This is a genomic window from Tamlana sp. 2_MG-2023, assembly GCF_030548465.1.
Lineage (GTDB): Bacteria > Bacteroidota > Bacteroidia > Flavobacteriales > Flavobacteriaceae > Pseudotamlana.
The window spans coordinates 120,989-143,668 of the sequence record NZ_JAUOSF010000008.1 but is presented as its reverse complement, the minus strand read 5'-3'; the positions used below and the strand labels follow the sequence as shown (position 1 = coordinate 143,668).

Below are 22,680 nucleotides of genomic sequence, written 5' to 3'. Positions count from 1 at the left end.
GTTATTAATCATTTGGTGTACTCTAAAACACATAAGTTTTAATAGAATTTAAACGTTATATGGAATTTTGTATTCAAGAAATATAAAATAATTCAAGAATCAATTTAAAGTATAATAATTAATGAATTTTAGGAGATATACATTGTTAGCCTACTTTCTACCTGCATTAGCCATATTGTCTTGCGCGGGTGAAAAAGAAAAGAAAGAAACCGTTGCAGAGCAGAAGAAACCTGTTTACGAAGCAAATTGGGAATCCATCAAAGCGAATTATAAAGATCCAGCGTGGTTTAATGAAAAGAAATTTGGAATATTTATTCATTGGGGAGCGTATTCGGTTCCTGCTTATTCATCTGAATGGTATCCTCGTAACATGTATATGGATACGGCTACTTTTTCAGCACAATTAAAACCAGGTAAAACAGGACCTTCAGATGTTTATTTGCATCATAAAAAGGAATGGGGAGATCTTAATAAATTTGGGTATAAGGACTTTATTCCAATGTTTAAAGGGGAAAAATTTAGTGCAGATACTTGGATTGATTTGTTTAAAAAATCAGGCGCTAAATATGTAATACCTGTGGCAGAGCATCATGATGGTTTCGCTATGTATGATTCTAAAGTTACCAGATGGAATTCGGTTAAAATGGGGCCTAAGAGAGATATCTTGGGTGAATTGTTTAAATCAGGCCGAGAAAAGGGTATGATCATGGGAGCGTCTTCACATTTTGCTTTTAACTGGTCTTATTATAATAAGAAAGATAGTTTTGATACTACAGATCCTGAATATGCCGATTTGTATTCTAAAAAAGGAAAGGATCTAAAAGAACCTGTTTCTGAAGAATTTAAGGAATTATGGTGGGCGAGAACAAAGGATATTATCGATAATTATCAACCAGATATCTTATGGTTTGATTTTTATTTGGATATTCCAGATTTCGCAGACCAACGTCCAAAATTAGCAGCTTATTATTATAATAAAGGTATTGAGTGGGGTAAAGAGGTTGTGTTACAAGACAAAAATTTTTCGCATGAAGCATTCCCAGAAGGTACTGTAATTTATGATTTAGAGCGAGGTAAGTTACCTGGAATAAGAAAATTACCTTGGCAAACTGATACCTCAATTGGTAAAAATTCATGGAGTTATGTGACTAATTGGGAGTCTAAAACGGCAAATCAAATAGTTGACGATTTGGTTGATATTGTTAGTAAAAATGGAAATTTATTATTGAATGTCGGTCCTAAGGCGGATGGAACCATACCAAAGGACCAAGCAAGCATATTACTACAAATGGGAGATTGGCTTGCTATAAACGGGGAAGCTATTTACGATACAAAATATTGGAAAACTTTTGGAGAAGGCCCTACGGAGGTTAAGAAAGGGCATCATTCCGAAGGGGATAATGCAGGGCTTTCTTCTAAAGATATTCGTTTTACGAAAAAGGGGAATATTTTAAATGCCATCACTTTGGACTGGCCTAAGGACGGAAAAGTGCTTATAACTTCCTTAGCCTCCAATTCGGAATATGCAAAAGGAATAAAAATTAAGAATGTGAAAGTTTTGGGTAGTACTGAAAAAATTATCTGGAAACAAACGCAAGAAGGATTAGAAGTAATTATGCCAAAGGAAAAACCATGCGATTTTGCATATACTATAGCAATTGCGCTTTAGGTTAAAAATATAAACTGTATATCTGTTTTGTAGTGTAAATATTGTTCTACGTCCTTCCGAATTTATTTCGGAATCAAATAAGGGTGATAATTAACGTATTGTGATGAGAACATGAAATAAGTTCAGATTGACGCTCAAATATTATGTCACATAACGGATAATCCTAAATAAAATATAAAGAATAGAAAAATAGTTAGTTAGATTTTTGTTTTATTGGATTTGAGGTGGGTTTTATATCCACCTTAAATTTTTTGGATAAAACTGGATAATAACTGGACAAACACCTCAAAATGGCCATATGTTCTGTTATATGAGTGATTTGCGGTTTTCCAATTGTTCTCTTTCCGTTACTTTAGTAAATGAGGCGTAAGACTAAATCTATACGCTTTCCTTTTTGAATAAAATAAATAATACAGATGCCTTTAAAAACCACCACAAAACCATTCACTATTTTCCTATTCGCATTATTTATGCACCTAAATGTAGTCGCTCAAGAACGCGAAAAAGATTTTAATTTCGATTGGAAATTTACCTTAGTGGAAGATACTAAAATTCCAACACAATTACCTTTAGACGATTCTACATGGCGTGATGTTAGATTGCCTCATGATTGGAGTGTGGAGGCTTCTTTTAGCGATACATGGGATGGTGCAACGGGCTATCTTCCGGGAGGCGTTGGCGTTTACCAAAAACACTTCAAAACAACCAAAAATCCTGAAAATGGAAAAACCTATATTTTGTTCGATGGCGTGTATAATAACGCTACATTTTGGTTAAATGGCAAGTTACTTGGAGAGAATCCTTATGGATATTCGCCAGTTTATTTTGATTTATCCGATAAATTAAAAACCGATGGCTCCAATAATGTTATTACCGTGCACGTCGATCATTCGCGTTATGTAGATAGCCGCTGGTATACGGGTAGTGGTATTTATAGAAACGTAAAACTGATTACAACAGATAATTTACATATCCCAATTTGGGGAACTTATGTTACAACTCCAGAAATTTCTAAAGAGCAAGCTTCCATTCAAGTAGAAACTACCATTAAAAATTCCTATGAAAAAAATAAAAAAGTTACTTTAAAAACTGAAGTTTTTGATACGGCAGGTAAGCGGGTGGCTGTTACAAAATCCGATTTAAAAATAGCTTCAAAAAAAACCTCGAAAGTATCTCAAACTTTAAGTGTTTCTAATCCGTTGCTTTGGGAGCCCGACAACCCTATCATGTATAAGGCGGTTTCTTCGGTAATCATTAAAAATAAAGTGGTAGATGTTTACGAAACGCCTTTCGGAATTCGAGATATTGTGTTTAAAGCAAAAGAAGGTTTCTTTCTAAATGGGAAATCAACCTTTATGAAAGGAGTTTGCCTACACCATGACGGTGGTTTAGTTGGTAGTGCTGTTCCAAAGGGTGTTTGGAGAAGACGTTTACAACTTTTAAAAGATGGTGGCGTAAATGCTATTCGTACGTCTCACAACCCTTTTTCTCAAGAGTTTTTAGACCTTTGTGATGAAATGGGCTTTTTAGTACAAAACGAAATATTCGATGAGTTTGATTACCCAAAAGATAAACGTCAAAATTACCACGACCGACACGACGATTATATTTCTCGTGGTTATGACCAGCATTTTCAAAAATGGGGAAAAAGCGATTTAACCCGTTCTATTTTAAGAGATAGAAACCATCCAAGTGTGGTGCAGTGGAGTATCGGGAACGAAATTGAGTGGACTTACTTGAATTATCGATATAGTACAGGATTTTGGAAAGACCCAGAAAATCCACAAGATGCTGGAGAATTTTGGGGTAAAACCCCTATGTATTCTCCTGAAGAATTAAAGAAACGCTACGAAGCATCCAATAAAGGAAAATATATACTAGCTGAAACAGCCAAACGTCTAAACGGATGGGTAAAAGATTTGGATACCACACGTCCAACTACAGCCAATTTAATTATTCCGCAAATAAGTCACGTTAGTGGGTATGCGGATGCCGTAGATTTGGTAGGTTACAGTTATAGAAATATTGAGATTCCATGGGCACAAACGCATTTTCCAGAGAAACAAGTAACCATTAATGAGTGTCCTGGTGCTTGGGATGACTGGAAACAAGTGTTGGAGTATCCAGGTGTTTTTAGTATGTTCATGTGGACGGGAATCGATTATTTAGGGGAAAGCTATGAGCGTTGGCCCGGAAGAAGACCATGGGGAGATATGTTGGATTTAGCAGGGTTTAAACTGCAAGGTTATAATTATTTTAAAAGTATCTGGAAAGAAGATCCTCATCTTTCTATAGGAACCTTACCAATTGCAGAATCTGGTTTTACCGTAGATTCTCTTTCTGGATTTGCTGTAGCAGAAAAGAAAGCTTCTTATAAATGGCGGGATTCTAATATGCATTGGAATTATAAAGAAAATGATACCATTTTAGTGGAAGTATGTTCCAATTACGCCACCGTAGAATTACTTTTAAACGGAAAATCTTTAGGTTTCCGAAGCATGTCGGAATCGCCAGACCGTTTAATGCGTTGGGTGGTGCCATTTCAGTCGGGTAAATTAGAAGCGCGTGCTGTTTTGGGTAGGGAAAAAATGGATACAGCTCTTCAAACCACATCCAAGCCAGTACGCCTAGCTTTTAATGTAGATAAAACTAAGCTTAAAGCCGATGCTTATGATGTCGCACATCTCGTGGTGCAGTTAGAAGATGAAAACGGATTACCCGTAAAAACAGAGAATACCAAAGTTGAATTTACTATTGAAGGCAATGCCAAACTTTTAGGAGTAGATAGTGCGAATTTCAATAAGCATCAAGACTTTCAATCAAATAGCATTGAAACCTTTAGAGGACGTGCATTGGCAATAATACAGTCTACTAAAAATGCAGGTACGGTTAGCATTACCGCTAGAGCGGAAGGATATGCTAGTAAAACTATAAAACTAACTATAAAATAAAAATTCATGAAAACACCCCTGTTTCTAGTTAGAATCTTCATTTTAGGATGCTTAATTAGTGTACCATGCTTCGCGCAGGATGTAGATTTTTCGTTTAAAGACAGCAATTTAACTTTAGAAAAACGTGTTGATATTTTGGTGTCTCAAATGACAGTTGATGAAATGATTGGTCAATTGGTTAATAAAGCTCAAGAGTTATCGCGATTTGAAATCCCAGATTACGATTGGTGGAATGAAGCTTTACATGGTGTTGCTCGTAACGGGAAAGCAACTATTTTTCCACAGGGCATAGCCATTGGTGCCACTTTCGATCCAGATCTGGCCAAACGTGTTGCTACCGCAATTTCAACAGAGGCGCGCGCAAAGTATATCATTTCACAAAAAATGGGCAACCATAGTAAATATGCAGGGCTTACGTTTTGGACGCCTAATGTTAATATTTTTAGGGATCCACGTTGGGGAAGAGGACAAGAAACCTACGGCGAAGATCCGTATTTAATGTCGAAAATAGGTGTTGCTTTTGTACAAGGTTTGCAAGGAGATGATCCTAATTATTTAAAAACAGCTGCTTGTGCAAAGCATTTTGCTGTGCATTCTGGTCCAGAAAACATCCGCCATGAATTTAATGCGGTGGCATCTAAACAAGATTTAGCCGAAACATATTTCCCAGCCTTCGAAGCCTTGGTTAAAGAGGCTAAAGTGGAAGGGGTGATGGCTGCTTACAATGCGGTTTATGGTGTTCCATCGGCAGCGAGTCCGTTTTTATTGCAAGAAACACTTCGGGAAGATTGGAAATTCGACGGATACATTACTTCCGATTGTGGTGCCATTTCTGGAATTTCAAATAAATTACACTACGCAAAATCTCCAGCAGAAGCAGCAGCTGTTGCCTTATTAGCAGGGACGAATTTAAATTGCGGACAAACATACAAGCAATTAAAAAAAGCTTTAGAGCAAGGTTTAGTTACTGAAGAAATTATAGCCGAACGTACCAAGCAACTGTTTAAAACCCGATTTAGATTGGGAATCGTGGGTGGCGATAATAATAATCCCTACACCAAGATTGGCTCGGAGCACATACATGCCGAAGCCCATGTGAAACTAGCAAGAGAGGCAGCGCAAAAATCTATAGTTCTGTTGAAAAATAAGAACAAGGTTTTACCGCTTTCCAAAGACATTAAAGTGCCTTATTTAACGGGGCCTTTTGCAAATTCTGCCGATATGCTTATGGGAAGTTATTATGGGGTAAGTTCCAATCTGGTAACTATTTTAGAAGGAATTACCGATGCCATTTCATTAGGTTCTTCTTTAAATTACAGAAGTGGCGCTTTGCCATTTCATAAAAATATCAATCCTAAAAACTGGGCGCCAAACGTGGCTGCAGAATCCGATGTTACTATTTGTGTAGTGGGCTTAACTGCCGATCGTGAAGGGGAAGAGGTTGATGCCATTGCTTCTGCTAGTGTAGGGGATAAGGTTGATTTAAAATTACCTGAAAACCAAATTAATTATGTAAAGGAAATGATTCAGAAGAAAAAAGGACCTTTAGTTTTGGTGGTTGCCAGCGGTAGTCCAATTTCTTTGGAAGATATAGCCGAAGGTTGTGATGCCATTGTGCAAATTTGGTATCCTGGTGAACAAGGTGGTAATGCCGTTGCCGATGTTTTGTTTGGGGATATTTCACCTTCTGGACATTTACCAATTACTTTTCCTAAAAACGTTTCACAGTTGCCAGCTTATGAAGATTATTCCATGCAAGGGCGTACTTATAAATATATGAAGAAGGAGCCTATGTTTCCTTTTGGTTTCGGTTTAACTTATTCGAAAACGGAATTTAAAAACCTAAGCTTAAGCACATCTAAGTTGAAAAAGAATCATGACTTGGAGGTTTCCATAGATGTTGCTAATGTAGGTGATTATGATATTGATGAAGTGGTACAGTTATATGTTAATCCTGTAAAGGTAAGTGGTGGTATTCCATTAAAAAGCTTAAAGGCTTTTAAACGAATTACTCTTATAAAAGGAGAAAGCCAAACAGTAAAGTTTAAACTTACGCCGGAAGAGTTTCAAGTTGTAAATGTAGCAGGAGAAAAGGTTTGGAGAAAAGGGCAATACCAAGTTGTTGTAGGTAATGCATCCCCAGGAAATCGTAGTGTAGAGCTTGGTGCTGCTTTGCCTCAAGAAGCTGTAATTACTTTAAAATAATTTAAATATTACTACACCATGAGAATTTCATTTTTAACATTTTGTCTCGCGATATTACTAACGCCTGTAAGTTTTGGTCAATCTCGGGTTGTGAAAGGTTCAAAAGTTAATAAGCCTGTACAAGCAGTGCAGTGGGAGGTTATCGATTTGGTGTATACAGCGAAAGAGACCATCAAAAAACCTTTTAACGTTGAAGCCTTTGCTGTAGTTAGCGATGAAAACGGAACGCAAAATATTCCGCTGTTTTATAATGGCAATCAGGAATGGATTTTTCGATATTCCAGCGCTACAGTTGGTGAAAAGACCTTCGAAATTCAATCGGAAGTAAAAGGCTTAAAAGGTAAAAAAGGTAGTTTTATTATTACTGAAAATAAAAAAGAAAATCGCCATGGCGGTATCGTGTTACACGATGATAATCCGCAGCGTTTTTTCTATGAAGACGGATCGCATTATTTTAATTTAGCCTTCGAATGCGATTGGTTGTTTGCCTTAGATTACGGGAAAGTAGACTTGTCTAAAACCAAACATTTGTTATCGGTTTTAAACGATAATAAATTTAATCAAGTGGTGATGAATGTGTATTCGCACGATGTGTCTTGGCCAAAAGACGAGCGATTAAAAAATCATCCTGAGCATGAATACGGCGGTCGTCAAGATATGTTTCCGTTTTTAGGATCGAATGCAAATCCAGATTTTTCAAGCTTAAATATCGAATTTTTCAAGCATTTCGATAAGGTGATTTCAGAAATGCACGATCAAGATATTGTAAGTCATCTCATGATTTATGTGTGGAATAAATTAGTGAACTGGCCAGATATGGAGTCGGAAGCCGATAATTTGTATTACGATTATGTGATAAAACGTTACCAAGGTTTTCCTAATATCGTTTGGGATGTTTCCAAAGAAGCTTTGTATTACGGCAGAGCTACCGAAGCATATATTTCAGAGCGTATTTCTCGCGCTCGAAAACTTGATGCTTATAACCGATTAATCTCGGTACACGATTACGGATTTTGTAAAAAGCATCCTTCGGAAGTCGATTTTATCTCCATGCAAAATTGGGCACATGATATTTATACGCCAATGACCCAAGCACGAAAAAGTTTTCCGAAGAAACCTATTTTCAACATCGAACATGGTGGCTATGAAGAGTCGCCTTATGTGGTGTTTCCTGGGGCTTATGTAGATGCCGAAGCTTGTTTGCGACGTAATTATATGTGCTTATTCGCGGGCGGATATACTACCTACTACTGGCAAGGAGCTTCTTGGAATGTTTTGATTCATAATCCGTATGAAACGCCAAACGATTTTATAAAACCGCATTTCGAATATTTTGAACATATGTACAAATTAATGGATGTGGTTAATTTTGAAAATTGTGTACCCATGAAGCACTTCAACCGTTCGGGGTATAATTTAACCAATAAAAAAGACGGCATTGTATTGATGTATGCCCCAAAAGAAAATAATTGGGTAAGTGCCAACCCTGTTGTAGAAGGCCAGTTCGATTATAGATATGCAACCACGCAATGGTTTAATACTTTAACTGGTGAATTCACGAAAGAAGAAAAATACAATTCTAAAGATTTTCAATTTTGGAACCCAAGACCCTGGCGTCATGAGGCCGATGCTATTTTAATTGTTAAAAATCTGAAACCGAAAAAAGAAAAATAAAGGATAGTAGTTAGAAGCATGTTTTTTATGTGTTTGAAGAGTAAAATGTCAGGTCGAGCGCAGTCGAGACCAGATTTATAGACTGAAAAGTTCTTGAATACGAAAATGGTATTCAATTGAATATTTTTATTCTCAAATTGATAGCAAAGTTGTAGCAGGAAGCTTGTCTGATTCACTCCAACAAAAAAATAAAAAAATGAAACATAAGTTGTGGTTCTTGATTTGTATATGCCATATAGTATTTGGTTTACAGGCTCAAGAGAATCTTAATAAACCCTATAGCACTCCAGAAATTGGGGCACGTGTTGCCGATTTAATGGATAAAATGACTCTAGAAGAAAAGCTAGCACAAATTGTTGGGACACGGTTAAATCAGCTTTTGGTTGATGGTAAAGTGTCCTTAGAAAAATGCCGCGAAATTATACCAAATGGCATGGGACATTTTTGTCAGTTTTCTTCAGGATTAACCGTAACCCCTGAAGAATTGAGGGATATTGTTCGCGATGTGCAGCATTATCTCACCACGGAAACGCGCTTAAAAATTCCAGCAATTTTTCATGAAGAAGCTATTACGGGATTTGCAACACAAGGAGCGACGACCTTTCCGCAGCAAATTGGTGTAGGCTGTTCCTGGAATCCAGAATTAGTAAAAAATAATGCACGTTCTACAGCCGTAAATATGCGAGCTGCCGGGGCTACATTCGCACTGTCTCCTATGTTGGATTTAAGTAGAACAGCACATTGGAATCGACTTGAAGAGAGTTATGGCGAAGATGCTTATCTCACATCAAGAATGGGCGTTGCTTTTGTAAAAGGATTACAGGGAACTGATTTTAAAACAGGTGTTGCTGCAACCGTAAAACATTTCGCTGGATATGGCACTTTCAATAACAGTGAAAAAGAATTATACGAAGAGTACCTCATGCCGCATGAAGCGAGTATAAAAGTAGCTGGAGCAAAAAGTGTGATGCCATCTTACGGGACTTATAAAGCGCTGCCTGTAGTGGCAAGCCCAACCATGTTAGACCAGATGTTGCGTAAAGAAATTGGTTTCGATGGCTTGGTAATTAGTGATTACTTTGCCGTTTCCAAAACCTATAAAGGGTACAAACAAGCACCTTCAGAAATGATTGCTGGTGCCATGGCAATTAATGCAGGTGTCGATATTGAATTGTCCTCACCTCGAGCATACCCTTTATTACCTGAAGCCTTAGAGAAAGGACACGTTTCTATGGAGACCATTAACCAAGCTGTAAAACGTTCGCTTATCATGAAAGCGAAATTAGGTTTATTGGACGAAAATCCTGTAATAGGAAAAGATGGTGTTTTAGACTTTGATCCGCCAGAAAACCGAGAGTTAGCGTATAAAACAGCTAGTCAATCAATCGTGCTTTTAAAAAATAATGGAATTTTACCACTAAGCAAAGAAGTAAATAAAATTGCTTTAGTTGGGCCAAATGCTGCGACAGTACAAGGGCTTTTAGGTGATTATACCTACCAATCGATGATTTCGTTTTGGCATAGTACCGAGTTCGACCCAACCAACCCGAAGTTAGTAACGCTAAAAGAAGGATTAGAACGAAAATTAGGAGATCAAGTTGCGATTTTACACGAAAGAGGTTGCGATTGGAGTGCGCCTTTAGAATCGAAGGTGGATAATAGTGGTTTGGGAGACGACAGGTTGAGTAAATTAAAAATGATGTCTATTAAAGGCTTACCACAGCCAGATTTACAAAATGCTTTAAAAATTGCTACCGAAAGTGATGTGGTTATCGCAGCAATGGGTGAAAATTTATATTTATGTGGCGAAGGTAGAGAACGAAAAGGAATAAGATTACCGGGAGAACAAGAAGCTTTTGTAGAACAATTAATTGCAACGGGAAAACCTGTAATTTTAGTGTTATTTGGCGGAAGGCAACAGTTGGTAAGCAAGTTTGAAGACAAATGTGCTGCCATCTTACAAGCTTGGTTTCCTGGGGAAGAAGGCGGGAATGCGGTAGCCGATATTATTGTGGGAGAAGTTAATCCTTCTTCTAAATTATGTGTTACTTATCCGAAAACAGAATCTAGAGCCGAAATCAATTATAAAAATGGCTACGAGGATGAAACTTTAGTACAATACCCTTTTGGTTATGGCTTGTCTTACACCAAATTTGAATACAGCAATTTAAAAATGAAAACTTCGGCTAAGCTTATTGCCGACAGGTTTTCTATAGCTTTTAACTTAAAAAATACAGGAGATCGCGATGGTACCGAAATCGTACAATTGTATGTCTCTCCAGTGGATAAAAATTCTACCATGAAACCGATTCAGCTTAAAGGCTTTCAACGCGTAGCTTTAGCAAAGGGAGAAGAAAAAATCGTTATTTTTAAAGTTTCGCCAGAACAATTGGTGCAGTATGAAAATGCTAAGTGGTTGGTAGAATCTGGAGCCTATCAATTTAAAATAGGGGCTTCAAGTACCGATATTCGACTTTCGGGAACCATTCACTTGGAAGGGGAGGATTTAATTTTGAAAAATGGAAGACGCATATTTTTTTCAGAAAATGAAATAAAATAAATAACTTTTTGAGTTCCTATTCTAGGAGGTAGCATTAGCCTTCTTAAACGCTATAGGTGTCATCCCGGTAACTTCCTTAAAACTTCTAGAAAAATAAGGCGCATTTTTGAAGCCTACTTTTTTGGCAATTTCTCCCAAAGGGAATTGGGTAGTAATGAGAAGGGTTTGCGCCCTTTCAATACGTCGCATTTTTATAAACAGGGAGGGGCTTAAACCAAATTGCTGTTTAAAAGTTTTCGAAAAATGGTCGGTACTGGTATGGCAAGAACTTGCTAAACCTGTTACACTTAATTCTTCATGTAAATGTTTTAGAATATAATTAAATACACCCTGTAGCAAGATTTGTTTTTTTTGCTTGGGCTTACTGTTTGTGTTCATAAACTTAGAGAATACTAATTTTAATATCCCATGGGTTTCCAAAGCTTTGGAAGCGTTACTATTTAAATTGTGGTTTTTAAACTCCGAAAGAATAAAGGGATTTTCATAATATTCAGGATTGTTATTTGAAAAGTTACGTTTAGGGTGTAACTCCAATAATCGTTTAAAACAAGCTTCATCCATGGCAGTACTCTTTATTTCGTAATTAAAATCGGTTAAATTATAAATGGACATGCCTAGTCCGAATTCTTCTGTAAAATGTACATAATATTGCTCATGGTAGTTGTCGCATGTGTAGCTGGCATAGGTGTAACTCGGGATGAGATACATATACCCTGGTCGTAATTTGATTTTTGTATCTCGGAGGTAAATAAACGCTTCTCCTTTGGTTATCAAGTACAATCTTGCAAAAGTACTTATCACATTATGAAATTGCCATGTGTTATCTAAGCAGTCATACCCTGTGTTGAGTAAGGCTAATTTTAAGGATTGAAATGTGTCTTGCATTAGCGTTGTTATTTTGTTTGAAGTTGTTGGTTCCTAAAAGCTCCTGGACTGTAACCTGTATAGGTTTTAAATTTCCTAGAAAAATAAGATAAATTGGGCATGCCTACATTTTCGGCAATTTGTAATAGCGCGTCTTTGGTGGTTAGTAACAAAAATTGCGCACGTTCTATCCGTTTCAATTGAATGTATTTGTTTGGCGTGATTTCGTAAGTTGCTTTGAAATTTCTAGAAAAATGATCTGGACTAATATGGTAATGCTGCGCCAATTGGTTTACACTAATGTCCTTATGTAGATTTTGAGCAATATATTCAATAACCTTATTAAAATCCCCTTTTACATTTTCTAAATTGTTAAAAATAGTAGCATTTTCCATAAATCGAGATAATAAAATGGCTAAAATCCCTTGGGTTTCAATGGCTTGATTTATAGGGCTGCTTTTGTTTTTGTCATAGCTTGGAAGTGCACTATTAACATGTGCCGAAGGCGTGCTGTCGGTTATACTTATATTTGGGTTTATTGCAATTAAACGCCTAAAAAGAGCAAGGTCTTGTGGTGTTGTAGGAACTTCGTATTTGAATTTTTTCAAATTAAATACCGAAAGTCCTTGTTTTACTTCTTCAAAAAAACCAACATATTGCTGCTCCAAAAAGGATTCGCATTTGTAAGAATTGTATACGTGACTTGGGATAAGGTACATATAACTTTCTTTTAATATGAAAGTCTGATTTTTATAAGTTGCATTGCCTTCTCCTTTTGTAACAGCAAACAAGCGCACAAAAGGACTTATTACATTTGTGTAATTCCATAAATTATCCAGTTTTGCGCTACCTGCATGTAGAATGGATAGTTTGGTATTGGCTATTAAGTCATTCATAGATTATTGAGAATAGGAAGTGAAAATACAGATAATTATTTTTAAAATAGAAGTAAAATATCGGAAATGTACATTTTTTAGTCGGATTTCAATAAATTTTTGAAGCAGATATCTACTATTTTTGGAACACCAAACGAACTACTTTTTATATGAGACATTTTGCCCTTTTATTTGGGGTGCTACTGCTTTGTGGCTGTGGAGGACCTTCCCTGCCAGAACCTGTGTATGTAGCCTATCAAAAACTTCCTAAGGAAATTGATTTTAACCAACACGTTAAACCGATTCTATCGGATAAGTGTTATTTATGTCATGGCCCGGATGCTGGAAATATAAAAGGAGGCCTGCAATTGCATACTGCTGAAGCCGCTTTTTCAGAATTACCAGAAAATCCAGGGAAAGTTGCTATTAAACCAGGTAATCTTAATAAGAGTGAGTTTTTTCATCGTATTATTACCGACGATCCTAATTTAATTATGCCCGAGCTCAGTTCGCATTTATCCTTATCGGATTATGAAAAGGCGGTGCTTATTAAATGGATAGAAGATGGTGCAGAATATAAAGACCATTGGGCCTTTTTGAAGCCAGAATTGTCAGAAATTCCTAAGGTGAAACACAGCAATTTTATCGCAAACCCTATAGATAATTTTGTAGTTAAACAACTGGAAAACTTAAATTTAACACCTTCAGAAAAAGCGGAAAAGGAAATATTATTGCGTCGTGCTTCTTTCGATTTAACCGGGTTGCCGCCTACATTGGAAGAACTAGATGCTTTTGTTAAAGATACGTCTCCAAATGCATTTGAAAAACAAATAGACCGGTTGTTGGCTTCTCCGCATTACGGCGAGCATATGACCTTAGACTGGATGGACCTTTCCCGTTATGCCGACACACATGGGTATAGCGTAGATAAATATAGAGATACATCACCTTGGCGAGATTGGGTTATTGAAGCTTTTAACAGTAATATGCCTTACGATGAATTTGTAACCTGGCAATTGGCAGGTGATATGTTTGAAAATGCCACTAGAGAACAAAAATTAGCAACAACATTTAATAGACTTCATCCGCAAAACTTAGAAGGAGGCATTATTGATGAAGAATTTAGATCGGAATATGTGGCAGATAGAACCGCTACGGTGAGTCAAGGTTTACTAGGGCTGTCTTTTGCTTGTGCAAAATGTCACGATCATAAATACGACCCCATATCTCAAAAAAACTATTTTGAAATGTATAGTTTTTTCAATAATGTAGATGAAACTGGGCTAATTCCTTGGGATTTGGCAACGCCGGTGCCAGCCATGATGCTTCCAACTAAAGAACAAGAAGAAGTGTTAGCTTATTTAGAAACTCTAGTGGACGATTCTGAAGAGAAAGTAAAAATTATCGCAGATACCGAAAAGGTGAAAGCAGATAAATGGCTAGCCAGTAATATTTATAAAAATGTGCCACTAGATTCTAAATCAAAAGGATTGGTGGCGTCTTTTGATTTTGATAATGAAAAGCTAATCAATAAAGCAGGAGGTAATGGCAAAAACAAGATAAGAATGCGGCAACAATTTGCAGATTTTGAAAAACCTATTTTTAAAAATGGTTCTAGCGGCAAAGGTCTTTTTATGGATGGTGATGCCTGGTTAGATCTCGATAATATTGGTGTTTTTCAAAGAAGTCAACCTTTTAGTATAGGCATTCAAGTATTTATCCCCAAAGATTTAGAAACAGGCGTTATTTTTCATAAAATGAATAGCCCAGAATTACACAGTTTTAGAGGTTATCATTTGAAAATTAAAGAAAATAAAATTGAAGCTTTATTGGCACATGTTTACCCAGATAATGCCATTGTTATAGAATCGATAAACGAGATTCCTAAAGAGGAATGGGTGCAGTTAACCATGACTTATGATGGGTCTAGTAAAGCAAGCGGACTGGCTATTTATATGAATGGTGAAAAATTGCAAACTAAAACGGAATTTGACAACTTATATAAGGACATTGTTTTTCATGGCTTAAGATTATATGGGCCATCTAGTCCGCGTCTAGAACCTGGTTTACGTATTGGTGCGGTTTGGAGAGGTAAAGGGATTAAAGACGCCGTGGTTGATGATTTATTAGTTTTTAATAAAGAACTAACCGAAATTGAAGTGCTACAGATAGCCAATCGAGATAAATTAGATCAGATCAAGCAAAAAGACTATACCAATTTGTCTGATTTGGAAAAAGAACAGCTTGAACAGTATTACTTGTCAGCCAATTCAGAATCCTACAATGAAGCGCTAAAAAAGTTAGAAAAAGACCGATTAGTTTTGGCCGATAGTATTGACCCTATTAAGCAAATTATGGTGATGAAGGAAAGTAAGCATAATAGGCAAACTTATATTCTCGATAGAGGAAATTACGATTCGCCTACAGATAGTGTATTCCCAAATGCTCCAGAAGATATTTTTCCAATGGCAGCCGATATGCCTAAAAACAGACTAGGGCTTGCTAAATGGATTACAGATAAAGACAATCCCTTAACAGCCCGTGTTGCAGTAAATAGATATTGGCAAAATTTATTTGGAAGAGGTTTAGTTGTAACTTCTGAAGATTTTGGAAATCAAGGGGAGTTACCGAGTCATCCTGCTTTATTAGATTGGCTAGCCATTCAGTTTATGGAATCGGGTTGGGATGTAAAAGCCTTACATAAAACCATGATGATGTCAAATACATACCAACAAAGTTCTAAAATAAGCGATGCACTTTTAGAAATGGATGGCGAAAATAAATGGTTAGCGAGAGGGCCTTCTACAAGGTTATCTGGAGAAATGTTACGGGATAATGCCTTATATGCATCCGGATTATTAAATAAGACTATTGGCGGAGAAAGTGTAAGACCGTATCAGCCAAAAGGTTTATGGGAAGTAAACGGAGATACTTATGTTCAAGATGGAGAAGAAGGCTTGTATAGAAGAAGTATGTATACCATTTGGAAACGCACAGTACCCAACCCAACCATATCCATATTTGATGCGCCAACGAGAGATTTATGTACGACACGTCGACAAAAAACAAATACGCCACTTCAAGCTTTGGTTGTTTTAAACGATCCTACGTATATAGAAGCCTCTAGAGTTTTAGGAAAACAAATTACCGATGCTGAAGATATCCAAACAGGTATCTCAAAAACCTTTAAAAAATTAACTGGACGACAAATTTCTGATAAAGAATTAGAATTACTAGCGGCATTGCAAAAAGAAGAATATAATAAGTTTCAAAGTAATTTGGATAAAACAAAAGGCTGGCTTCAAACAGGTGCTTTTAAAATATCGGAAAACGATAATAAAGCGCTGATTGCAGCAAATTCAGTAGTGGCAAGTACCATTATGAATGCCGATGCTACTATTACAAAAAGATAAACGCGAACTAAAGGAAAGACATTATGTGTAATAATCACCACAATAAATTAACATCTAGCAATAGAGATTTACAAAAGCTGGAAAGGCAAATTGACCGTAGACACTTTTTAAAGAAAACTTCTTTGGGGCTTGGTGCTATTGCTCTAGGGAGCTTACTTGGTTCCGAAAAAATGTTTGGTGCGACAGGCGGCAAATCAACCGAAGACTTAATTTTAGATAATTATAACAAAAACAGATTAGGATTACCACACCATTTGCCTAAAGCAAAGCGCATTATTTATTTGTTTCAAAGTGGAGGACCTTCACAAATGGATTTATTTGATTATAAGCCCAAATTAGTGGACATGTTTGGTAAAGAATTACCAGAATCTATTATTGGCGGACAGCGTTTAACTGGGATGAGTGGTAGCCAAAGTACTTTGCCTATTGCGCCATCTACCTTCAATTTTAAACAATATGGCGAATCTAGAGCATGGGTTAGTGATGCGATGCCATATTTATCGGAAGTGGTAGACGATTTATGTTTTATGAAAGGCATGCAAACCGATCAAATTAATCACACGCCTGCCATAACCTTTATGCAAACGGGGCATCAATTGCCTGGTAGACCCTCTATAGGTTCTTGGTTAAGTTATGGTTTAGGGTCGGATAATGAAAACTTACCAACCTTTATTACTTTGGTTTCAAAAAATGGAAAAGGACAACCCCTTAAAGCGAGTTTATGGGGGAATGGCTTTTTACCTACCGAACATCAAGGGGTGCAATTTCGATCTGGTAAAGATCCTGTGTTGTATTTAAGTGATCCTGAGAATTATGACGGTAATGATAGAAGACATATGTTAGATTATCTTGGTGGATTAAATGATATCCAAAAAGATGCTTACGGAGACCCCGAAATTCAAGCGAGAATGGCGCAGTACGAGATGGCATTTAAAATGCAAACCTCGGTTCCAGAAGTGGCCGATTTATCGGATGAACCAGACCATATTTTTGAATTGTATGGTAAGGATAGTAGAGACCCAGGTACTTATGCTGCCAATTGTTTAATGGCTAGAAAGTTACTGGAAAAAGGAGTGAAATTTGTGCAATTATACCATCAAGGTTGGGACCAACACAATAATTGTCCTGGCGGATTAAAAAACCAATGTAAAAAAACAGATCAAGGTACTGCTGCGTTAATCAAAGATTTAAAGCAACGAGGTATGCTTGATGATACACTGGTTGTTTGGGGTGGCGAATTTGGAAGAACCGTGTATTCACAAGGGCAACTTACAAAAACAAACCACGGTAGAGATCATCATCCAAAAGCATTTACCATGTGGATGGCCGGAGCAGGAGTGAAGCCTGGTTTCAGTTTTGGTGAAACCGATGATTTTAGTTACAACGTAACCAAAGACCCAGTGCATGTGCACGATTTTCATGCGACTTTAATGCATTTAGTTGGTGTAGACCATGAGCGTTTAACCTTTAAACACCAAGGACGCCGTTATCGCTTAACCGATGTGCATGGTCATGTGGTAAAAGATTTATTAACCTAAGAAAACAGCATGTCTACAAGAAGAAATTTTTTAAAGAAAACTGGCTTGGCTACAGCAGCTATAGCTTCCACACCATCTTTTGGTTTTAATATTTTAGGTAATGCTGCACCAAAGGATGAAATTCTTGGTCATGGTGACTACCAATATAAAGTCCATCGCGAATGGGCGCAAATAAGCTCCATTCGAAATCCCATCCTTAACTGTCATGAAATGGTGATGGATAGTAAAGGCCGACTGATTATGATGGGCGATCATCCTAAAAATAATATACTAATTTTTGATAAATCTGGTAAACTATTGGATTATTGGGGTACGGCGTATCCTGGCGGACATGGATTAAGTCTTTCCAAGGAAGGCGGTGAAGATTTTCTGTTGTTAACCGATTCTGGCTGGTACTTAAATAAGTTGGGAAAATGGACGAAACATAATGGTCGTGTTTCTAAAACCACTACCGATGGTCGTGTAGTATTCGATATTGGCCACCCACAAACCATTGGAGTGTACAAGCCAGGCGATCATTTTTGTCCTACGGAAACAGCTGTTGGTCCTAATGGCGATATTTATGTGGCCGATGGTTATGGTATGGATTATATCATTCAGTACAATGAAAAAGGGGAATATATAAGACACTGGGGCGGAAAAGATAATGTAGATACCAACTATAATTTAAGTAATGCCCATGGTGTTGCGATAGATTACAGAGATAAAAATAATCCTTTAGTGGTGTGCACGTCTAGAAACGAGCAATCTTTTAAATGGTTTACACTAGATGGAAAATATGTTAAAACCTTACACTTGCCCAATATGCAAGTTTGCCGCCCAGTTTTTGACGATAATAACCTCTACGCAGGTGTTTGTTGGTCACAACCTAAAGTTGGAAAAACAACATGGAAAGAGCATACTGGTTTTGTTACCATTTTGGAAGGTGATACAGTGGTGTCAAATCCAGGAGGAACGGCTCCAGAATATAAAAACGGAACCCTTCAAAAGTCTTACCAATTGGAAAACAAACCCATTTTACACGGCCATGATGTGTGTGTAGACGAAGACAAAAATTTATATATATGCCAGTGGAACGCCAACAAAACAGCGCCACTTAAACTAGAACGGGTATAAAAATTAAGATATAATTATGAACGAAACATCAGATTTTATTCTGTTTTTAGGACGTTTTCATCCTTTAGTGGTGCATCTTCCTATTGGTATTTTAATGTTCGCCTTTTTACTCGAAATAGTAGCGCGAAAAGAGAAATTTGAAAGCTTAAACACTGCCGTGCCTTTTGCACTTTTACTAGGTTTTTTATCAGCCTTAATAGCCTGCGTTTTAGGGTATATGCTGTCTCTAAGCGGGGATTACGATGCAGCCATGTTGGACAGCCATTTTTGGTTTGGAGTTTTTACCACTTTTCTTGTTTTGCTGGCTTGGTTGGTGCGTACAGACATTCTTAAAATTTCAAAAAGCCACAAGGTAAAAGCAAATATTTCCGCTTTAACGTTAATTGTAATTTTAGTTAGTGTTACGGGGCATTATGGTGGTAATCTTACTCATGGAAGTGATTATTTAACTAAATATGCACCCTTTGGTCAAACAGAAAAAAAGGAATTAGTCGCTGTAACCAAAATAGAAGATGCGCAAATTTATGGGCATTTGGTTCAGCCTATTTTAGAGAGTAAATGTACGAGTTGTCATAACGAAAGTAAGAAGAAAGGTGGCTTGTCTTTAGCCGATTCACTTGCCATTTTCCAAGGAGGAAAATCAGGGCAAGTATTAGTGCCCGGAAGTGCTTTGAAATCTGAAATGATAAAACGTGTTTTACTCCAGCCGCACCATGATGATTTTATGCCTCCTGAAGGAAAAACAGCTTTAACAGAAGAAGAAATTGCTATTATTAGCTATTGGATTGATAGCAGTCAAGCTGGCTTTAAAACGACTATAGGAACCGTAGAAACGCCTGAAAATGTTTTAGGTTTTGCTGCGGCGTATTTAGGGCTTTCTGCGGAAGAACATGCAACTGGTGGCGCTATGCCAACGGTTAGTAAAGTGGATGAAAATCTAATAAAAGATTTAATTTCTGAAGGTTTTAGAGTTTCGGAATTGGCATTCGATTCTAATCTTTATGAAGTTGTGTTACCAGCAAAAACAGTAACCGAAAGCAATCCAAAAACTATGGATGAAAAACTCGAAAAACTTTTAAAAATAAAAGACAATGTAATTTGGCTCAACCTCGAAGATAACCAAATTACCGATGCTCAGTTACAAACGGTTAGTCAGTTTAAAAACTTACAGAAGTTAAATCTAAACAATAATGCCATTACAGATGCTGGTATTTCTAAATTAGAAAACAACCAAAGTATAAAAAGTATTAACCTTTATAGTACGAAAATTACAAAAGCAAGTTTAGCGTATTTAAGTAAAATGAAAAATCTTAAAAACGTTTATGTTTGGAAAACAGCATTAAAACCAGAAGATATGGCTGCTTTAGATGAAGAAACCAAACAAAATTTACATGTTGTTTTTGGTATTTAACACCAGAGATGCTATAAATTATTTTGCGAAAATCTAATCTAGTATATACGTTTTTTATTAGTGTTCTTTTGGCACTTGGCTTCCTGCGGTGCCAAAAGAGCAAAGGCGGTATTTTAGTAGATAATACTGTTTATATTCCCTTACCGAAAAAGGTGATTTCACCTAAAGATAACCCCACCACGCCCGAAAAAGTGGCTTTAGGGAAATTGTTGTTTTATGATCCTATTCTTTCAGGAAATAAAGATGTAGCTTGTGCCACCTGCCATCATCCTGAGTTTGGCTATGCCGAATTAATAGATCTTTCCATTGGCGTTAATGGCGTAGGATTGAGCTCAAAAAGGCGATTCAAAACCGATAATGATATTCCTTTTGTAAAACGAAATTCACAGAGTATTTTAAACGCTGCTTTTAATGGTATAGAAATCTCTGGAGCCTACCATCCGGAGAAAGCACCTATGTTTTGGGATTTACGCGCTCAAAGTCTAGAAGAGCAAGCTTTGCTTCCTATTAAAACATTTGAAGAGATGCGTGGGCACGATTTTTCAGAAGCCATTATTTTAGATACCATTGTAAAGCGCTTGCAAAACATACCCGAATATGTAGGGCATTTTGAAAAAGTTTTTGAAACTTCAGAAGCCATTACCAGTACAAACTTAGCCAAAGCCATCGCCGCTTTTGAACGCAGTTTGGTCAGCAATAATTCCAGATTTGATCAATATATGGCTGGCGATTCTACCGCTTTGTCTTTGTCTGAAAAAACAGGTTTTCAACTGTTTAAAAAGGCAAAATGCACCAACTGCCATTCAGGCCCTATGTTTTCCGATTATAAAATTCATGTTTTAGGAGTTCCAGAAAATGAAAAACTAGGGTATGTGGACGATGGCTTCGAAAAAAACTTCGGATTTCGAACGCCTAGTTTAAGGAACCTTAGTAGTACAGCACCTTATATGCATAATGGTACTTTTAAAGATTTAGAAGACGTGCTTCAATTTTATAAAGATTTATCTTCCGGGCTTTCTAAAAACGATCAGGTTGATAAGGCAAAGTTAGATCCGCTTTTAAAAGAAGTAGACATAAAAGTTATGGATATGAAACCTATTATTTCTTTTTTCAATAGTTTGAATGACGATAGTTTCGATAAAACCATTCCTAAAGAAGTCCCAAGTAAACTTCCTGTTGGTGGTGATATTTAGAGGTCTAGCTCTTGACATGTGAAAAAAAATATAGCTTTACAATTGTTTTGATTATATTTAAATTATGTCTTACCAATTACTAAAAAATCAGGTTAACCAAACCATAGAAATATCCCATTCAGATTTAGAAAATTTCTGTAACGCATTTACGTCCAAAACCATTAAAAAGAAGGAGTTTTTACTGTCTCAAGGACGTATTTATAAGTATGAAGGCTTTGTAGTTTCTGGTTGTTTTAGAGTGTTTACCATCGATAAAAAAGGAAATGAAAACAACTTGTATTTTGCAGCTCAAAATTGGTGGTTAATGGACATTGATAGTTTTTTGAATCAAACGCCATCCAATTTAAATATTCAAGCTTTAGAGGATAGTGAGGTGCTTTTAATTCGTCGAGAAGATAAATTAAAGCTTTATGAATCGCTTCCTATTATAGAAAAACTATTCCGAATCATGTCGCAAAAAGCCTTAGTCGCTTGGCAACGGCGTTTAATTAGAAACAATACCCTTACGGCTAAAGAACGTTATGTGCATTTTGTAACAACTTATCCTAATATCGTGTGTAAACTTACAGATAAGCAAATCGCAAGTTACTTAGGAATAACCCATGAATTTTTAAGTAAAATAAAAAAACAAGGGTGATTTTTTTAGGAAGTTGAACAAGTTCAACTATTTTGTCTAACTCGTTTTTGATTTTTGTAGGGTTACAAATTTAAAAACCAAAAGATGAATGTCATTAAGCTATTCCGAATTAGTGTTCTTAGTTTAACACTAGTACTATCTTCAAACACAGTAAATGCTCAAATAAGCAACGATATCTCCCACGATGAAGCTTTTAAAGCGCTTTTGGTAGCAAAGAAAAAGGCAGAAAAAGATCATGTGTTAGTCAATATTGCCGTGGTGGATGCTGGTGCTAACCTTAAAGCTTTTATCCGAATGGATGAATCTTTTTTAGGCAGTATTGATGTCGCCATCAAAAAGGCTAAAACCGCACGTTATTTTAATATAGATACAGGGAAATTAGGAGAATGGACACAGCCTGGAGGCATTATTTACAATATTGAACATTCTAATGGAGGATTAATGACGTTCCCGGGAGGTATTCCTATAAAAGATAAAAACAATAAAATTATTGGAGCCATAGGAGTTAGTGGCGGAACTATCGATCAAGATAGAGCTATTGCCAAAGCGGGAGCAACTGCAATTTTAGAATAAT

14 protein-coding genes are annotated in these 22,680 nt (G+C 36.7%); 12 read left to right on the top strand and 2 right to left on the bottom strand.

Annotated elements, in window-relative coordinates; genetic code table 11:
• Positions 1 to 121 precede the first annotated feature (121 nt).
• The 5 genes from Q4566_RS13825 to Q4566_RS13805 all read left to right on the top strand — a co-directional run bounded on the left by Q4566_RS13825 (position 122) and on the right by Q4566_RS13805 (position 11,059).
• Entirely contained in the window at positions 122 to 1,669 is a 1,548-nt protein-coding gene (locus tag Q4566_RS13825; protein ID WP_303422293.1) for an alpha-L-fucosidase, read from the top strand.
• 416 nt (positions 1,670 to 2,085) lie between these two features.
• Positions 2,086 to 4,620: a glycoside hydrolase family 2 TIM barrel-domain containing protein gene (locus Q4566_RS13820; protein ID WP_303422291.1), complete on the top strand. Its 2,535-nt coding sequence runs from the start codon at positions 2,086 to 2,088 to the stop codon at positions 4,618 to 4,620.
• A 6-nt stretch (positions 4,621 to 4,626) separates the two neighbouring features.
• On the top strand, positions 4,627 to 6,825 hold the full coding sequence (locus tag Q4566_RS13815; protein ID WP_303422288.1) for a glycoside hydrolase family 3 C-terminal domain-containing protein: 2,199 nt from the start codon (positions 4,627 to 4,629) through the stop codon (positions 6,823 to 6,825).
• Between the two features lie 18 nt (positions 6,826 to 6,843).
• Positions 6,844 to 8,499, top strand: a complete 1,656-nt coding sequence (locus Q4566_RS13810) for a DUF4038 domain-containing protein (protein ID WP_303422284.1) — start codon at positions 6,844 to 6,846, stop codon at positions 8,497 to 8,499.
• A 196-nt stretch (positions 8,500 to 8,695) separates the two neighbouring features.
• The gene (locus Q4566_RS13805) at positions 8,696 to 11,059 is read left to right on the top strand and encodes a glycoside hydrolase family 3 N-terminal domain-containing protein (protein ID WP_303422281.1); all 2,364 of its coding nucleotides are present in this window, start codon (positions 8,696 to 8,698) and stop codon (positions 11,057 to 11,059) included.
• A gap of 21 nt (positions 11,060 to 11,080) precedes the next feature.
• Here the strand turns inward: Q4566_RS13805 and Q4566_RS13800 are convergent, their stop codons facing one another.
• Entirely contained in the window at positions 11,081 to 11,944 is an 864-nt protein-coding gene (locus Q4566_RS13800) for an AraC family transcriptional regulator (RefSeq protein ID WP_303422278.1), read from the bottom strand.
• An 8-nt stretch (positions 11,945 to 11,952) separates the two neighbouring features.
• A complete protein-coding gene (locus Q4566_RS13795) occupies positions 11,953 to 12,819 on the bottom strand; it encodes a helix-turn-helix transcriptional regulator (protein ID WP_303422275.1) in 867 nt (288 codons plus the stop codon).
• Positions 12,820 to 12,968: 149 nt separating this feature from the next.
• On the opposite strand from Q4566_RS13795, the gene Q4566_RS13790 reads away from it, so the two are divergent.
• From Q4566_RS13790 to Q4566_RS13760, 7 genes are all read left to right on the top strand, one after another.
• Complete coding sequence (locus Q4566_RS13790; protein WP_303422273.1) at positions 12,969 to 16,211, top strand: DUF1553 domain-containing protein; 3,243 nt, start codon at positions 12,969 to 12,971, stop codon at positions 16,209 to 16,211.
• 23 nt (positions 16,212 to 16,234) lie between these two features.
• Positions 16,235 to 17,749 carry a DUF1501 domain-containing protein gene (locus Q4566_RS13785; RefSeq protein ID WP_303422270.1) on the top strand — a complete coding sequence of 505 codons (1,515 nt, stop codon included), beginning with the start codon at positions 16,235 to 16,237 and terminating at the stop codon, positions 17,747 to 17,749.
• Between the two features lie 9 nt (positions 17,750 to 17,758).
• A complete protein-coding gene (locus Q4566_RS13780; protein ID WP_303422268.1) occupies positions 17,759 to 18,865 on the top strand; it encodes a twin-arginine translocation signal domain-containing protein in 1,107 nt (368 codons plus the stop codon).
• Positions 18,866 to 18,881: 16 nt separating this feature from the next.
• Positions 18,882 to 20,276, top strand: a complete 1,395-nt coding sequence (locus tag Q4566_RS13775) for a c-type cytochrome domain-containing protein (RefSeq protein WP_303422265.1) — start codon at positions 18,882 to 18,884, stop codon at positions 20,274 to 20,276.
• A 152-nt stretch (positions 20,277 to 20,428) separates the two neighbouring features.
• Complete coding sequence (locus Q4566_RS13770; protein WP_303422262.1) at positions 20,429 to 21,469, top strand: cytochrome-c peroxidase; 1,041 nt, start codon at positions 20,429 to 20,431, stop codon at positions 21,467 to 21,469.
• Between the two features lie 64 nt (positions 21,470 to 21,533).
• The gene (locus Q4566_RS13765) at positions 21,534 to 22,106 is read left to right on the top strand and encodes a Crp/Fnr family transcriptional regulator (RefSeq protein WP_303422259.1); all 573 of its coding nucleotides are present in this window, start codon (positions 21,534 to 21,536) and stop codon (positions 22,104 to 22,106) included.
• Between the two features lie 84 nt (positions 22,107 to 22,190).
• Complete coding sequence (locus Q4566_RS13760; protein WP_303422256.1) at positions 22,191 to 22,679, top strand: heme-binding protein; 489 nt, start codon at positions 22,191 to 22,193, stop codon at positions 22,677 to 22,679.
• Position 22,680 lies beyond the last annotated feature (1 nt).

Coding starts and splice junctions, on each gene's coding strand:
- Q4566_RS13805 (WP_303422281.1), top strand. CDS start 8,696: ATGAAACATAAGTTGTGGTTCTTGATTTGTATATGCCATATAGTATTT.
- Q4566_RS13760 (WP_303422256.1), top strand. CDS start 22,191: ATGAATGTCATTAAGCTATTCCGAATTAGTGTTCTTAGTTTAACACTA.
- Q4566_RS13785 (WP_303422270.1), top strand. CDS start 16,235: ATGTGTAATAATCACCACAATAAATTAACATCTAGCAATAGAGATTTA.
- Q4566_RS13780 (WP_303422268.1), top strand. CDS start 17,759: ATGTCTACAAGAAGAAATTTTTTAAAGAAAACTGGCTTGGCTACAGCA.
- Q4566_RS13800 (WP_303422278.1), bottom strand. CDS start 11,944: ATGCAAGACACATTTCAATCCTTAAAATTAGCCTTACTCAACACAGGG.
- Q4566_RS13790 (WP_303422273.1), top strand. CDS start 12,969: ATGAGACATTTTGCCCTTTTATTTGGGGTGCTACTGCTTTGTGGCTGT.
- Q4566_RS13795 (WP_303422275.1), bottom strand. CDS start 12,819: ATGAATGACTTAATAGCCAATACCAAACTATCCATTCTACATGCAGGT.
- Q4566_RS13825 (WP_303422293.1), top strand. CDS start 122: ATGAATTTTAGGAGATATACATTGTTAGCCTACTTTCTACCTGCATTA.
- Q4566_RS13815 (WP_303422288.1), top strand. CDS start 4,627: ATGAAAACACCCCTGTTTCTAGTTAGAATCTTCATTTTAGGATGCTTA.
- Q4566_RS13775 (WP_303422265.1), top strand. CDS start 18,882: ATGAACGAAACATCAGATTTTATTCTGTTTTTAGGACGTTTTCATCCT.
- Q4566_RS13765 (WP_303422259.1), top strand. CDS start 21,534: ATGTCTTACCAATTACTAAAAAATCAGGTTAACCAAACCATAGAAATA.
- Q4566_RS13810 (WP_303422284.1), top strand. CDS start 6,844: ATGAGAATTTCATTTTTAACATTTTGTCTCGCGATATTACTAACGCCT.
- Q4566_RS13820 (WP_303422291.1), top strand. CDS start 2,086: ATGCCTTTAAAAACCACCACAAAACCATTCACTATTTTCCTATTCGCA.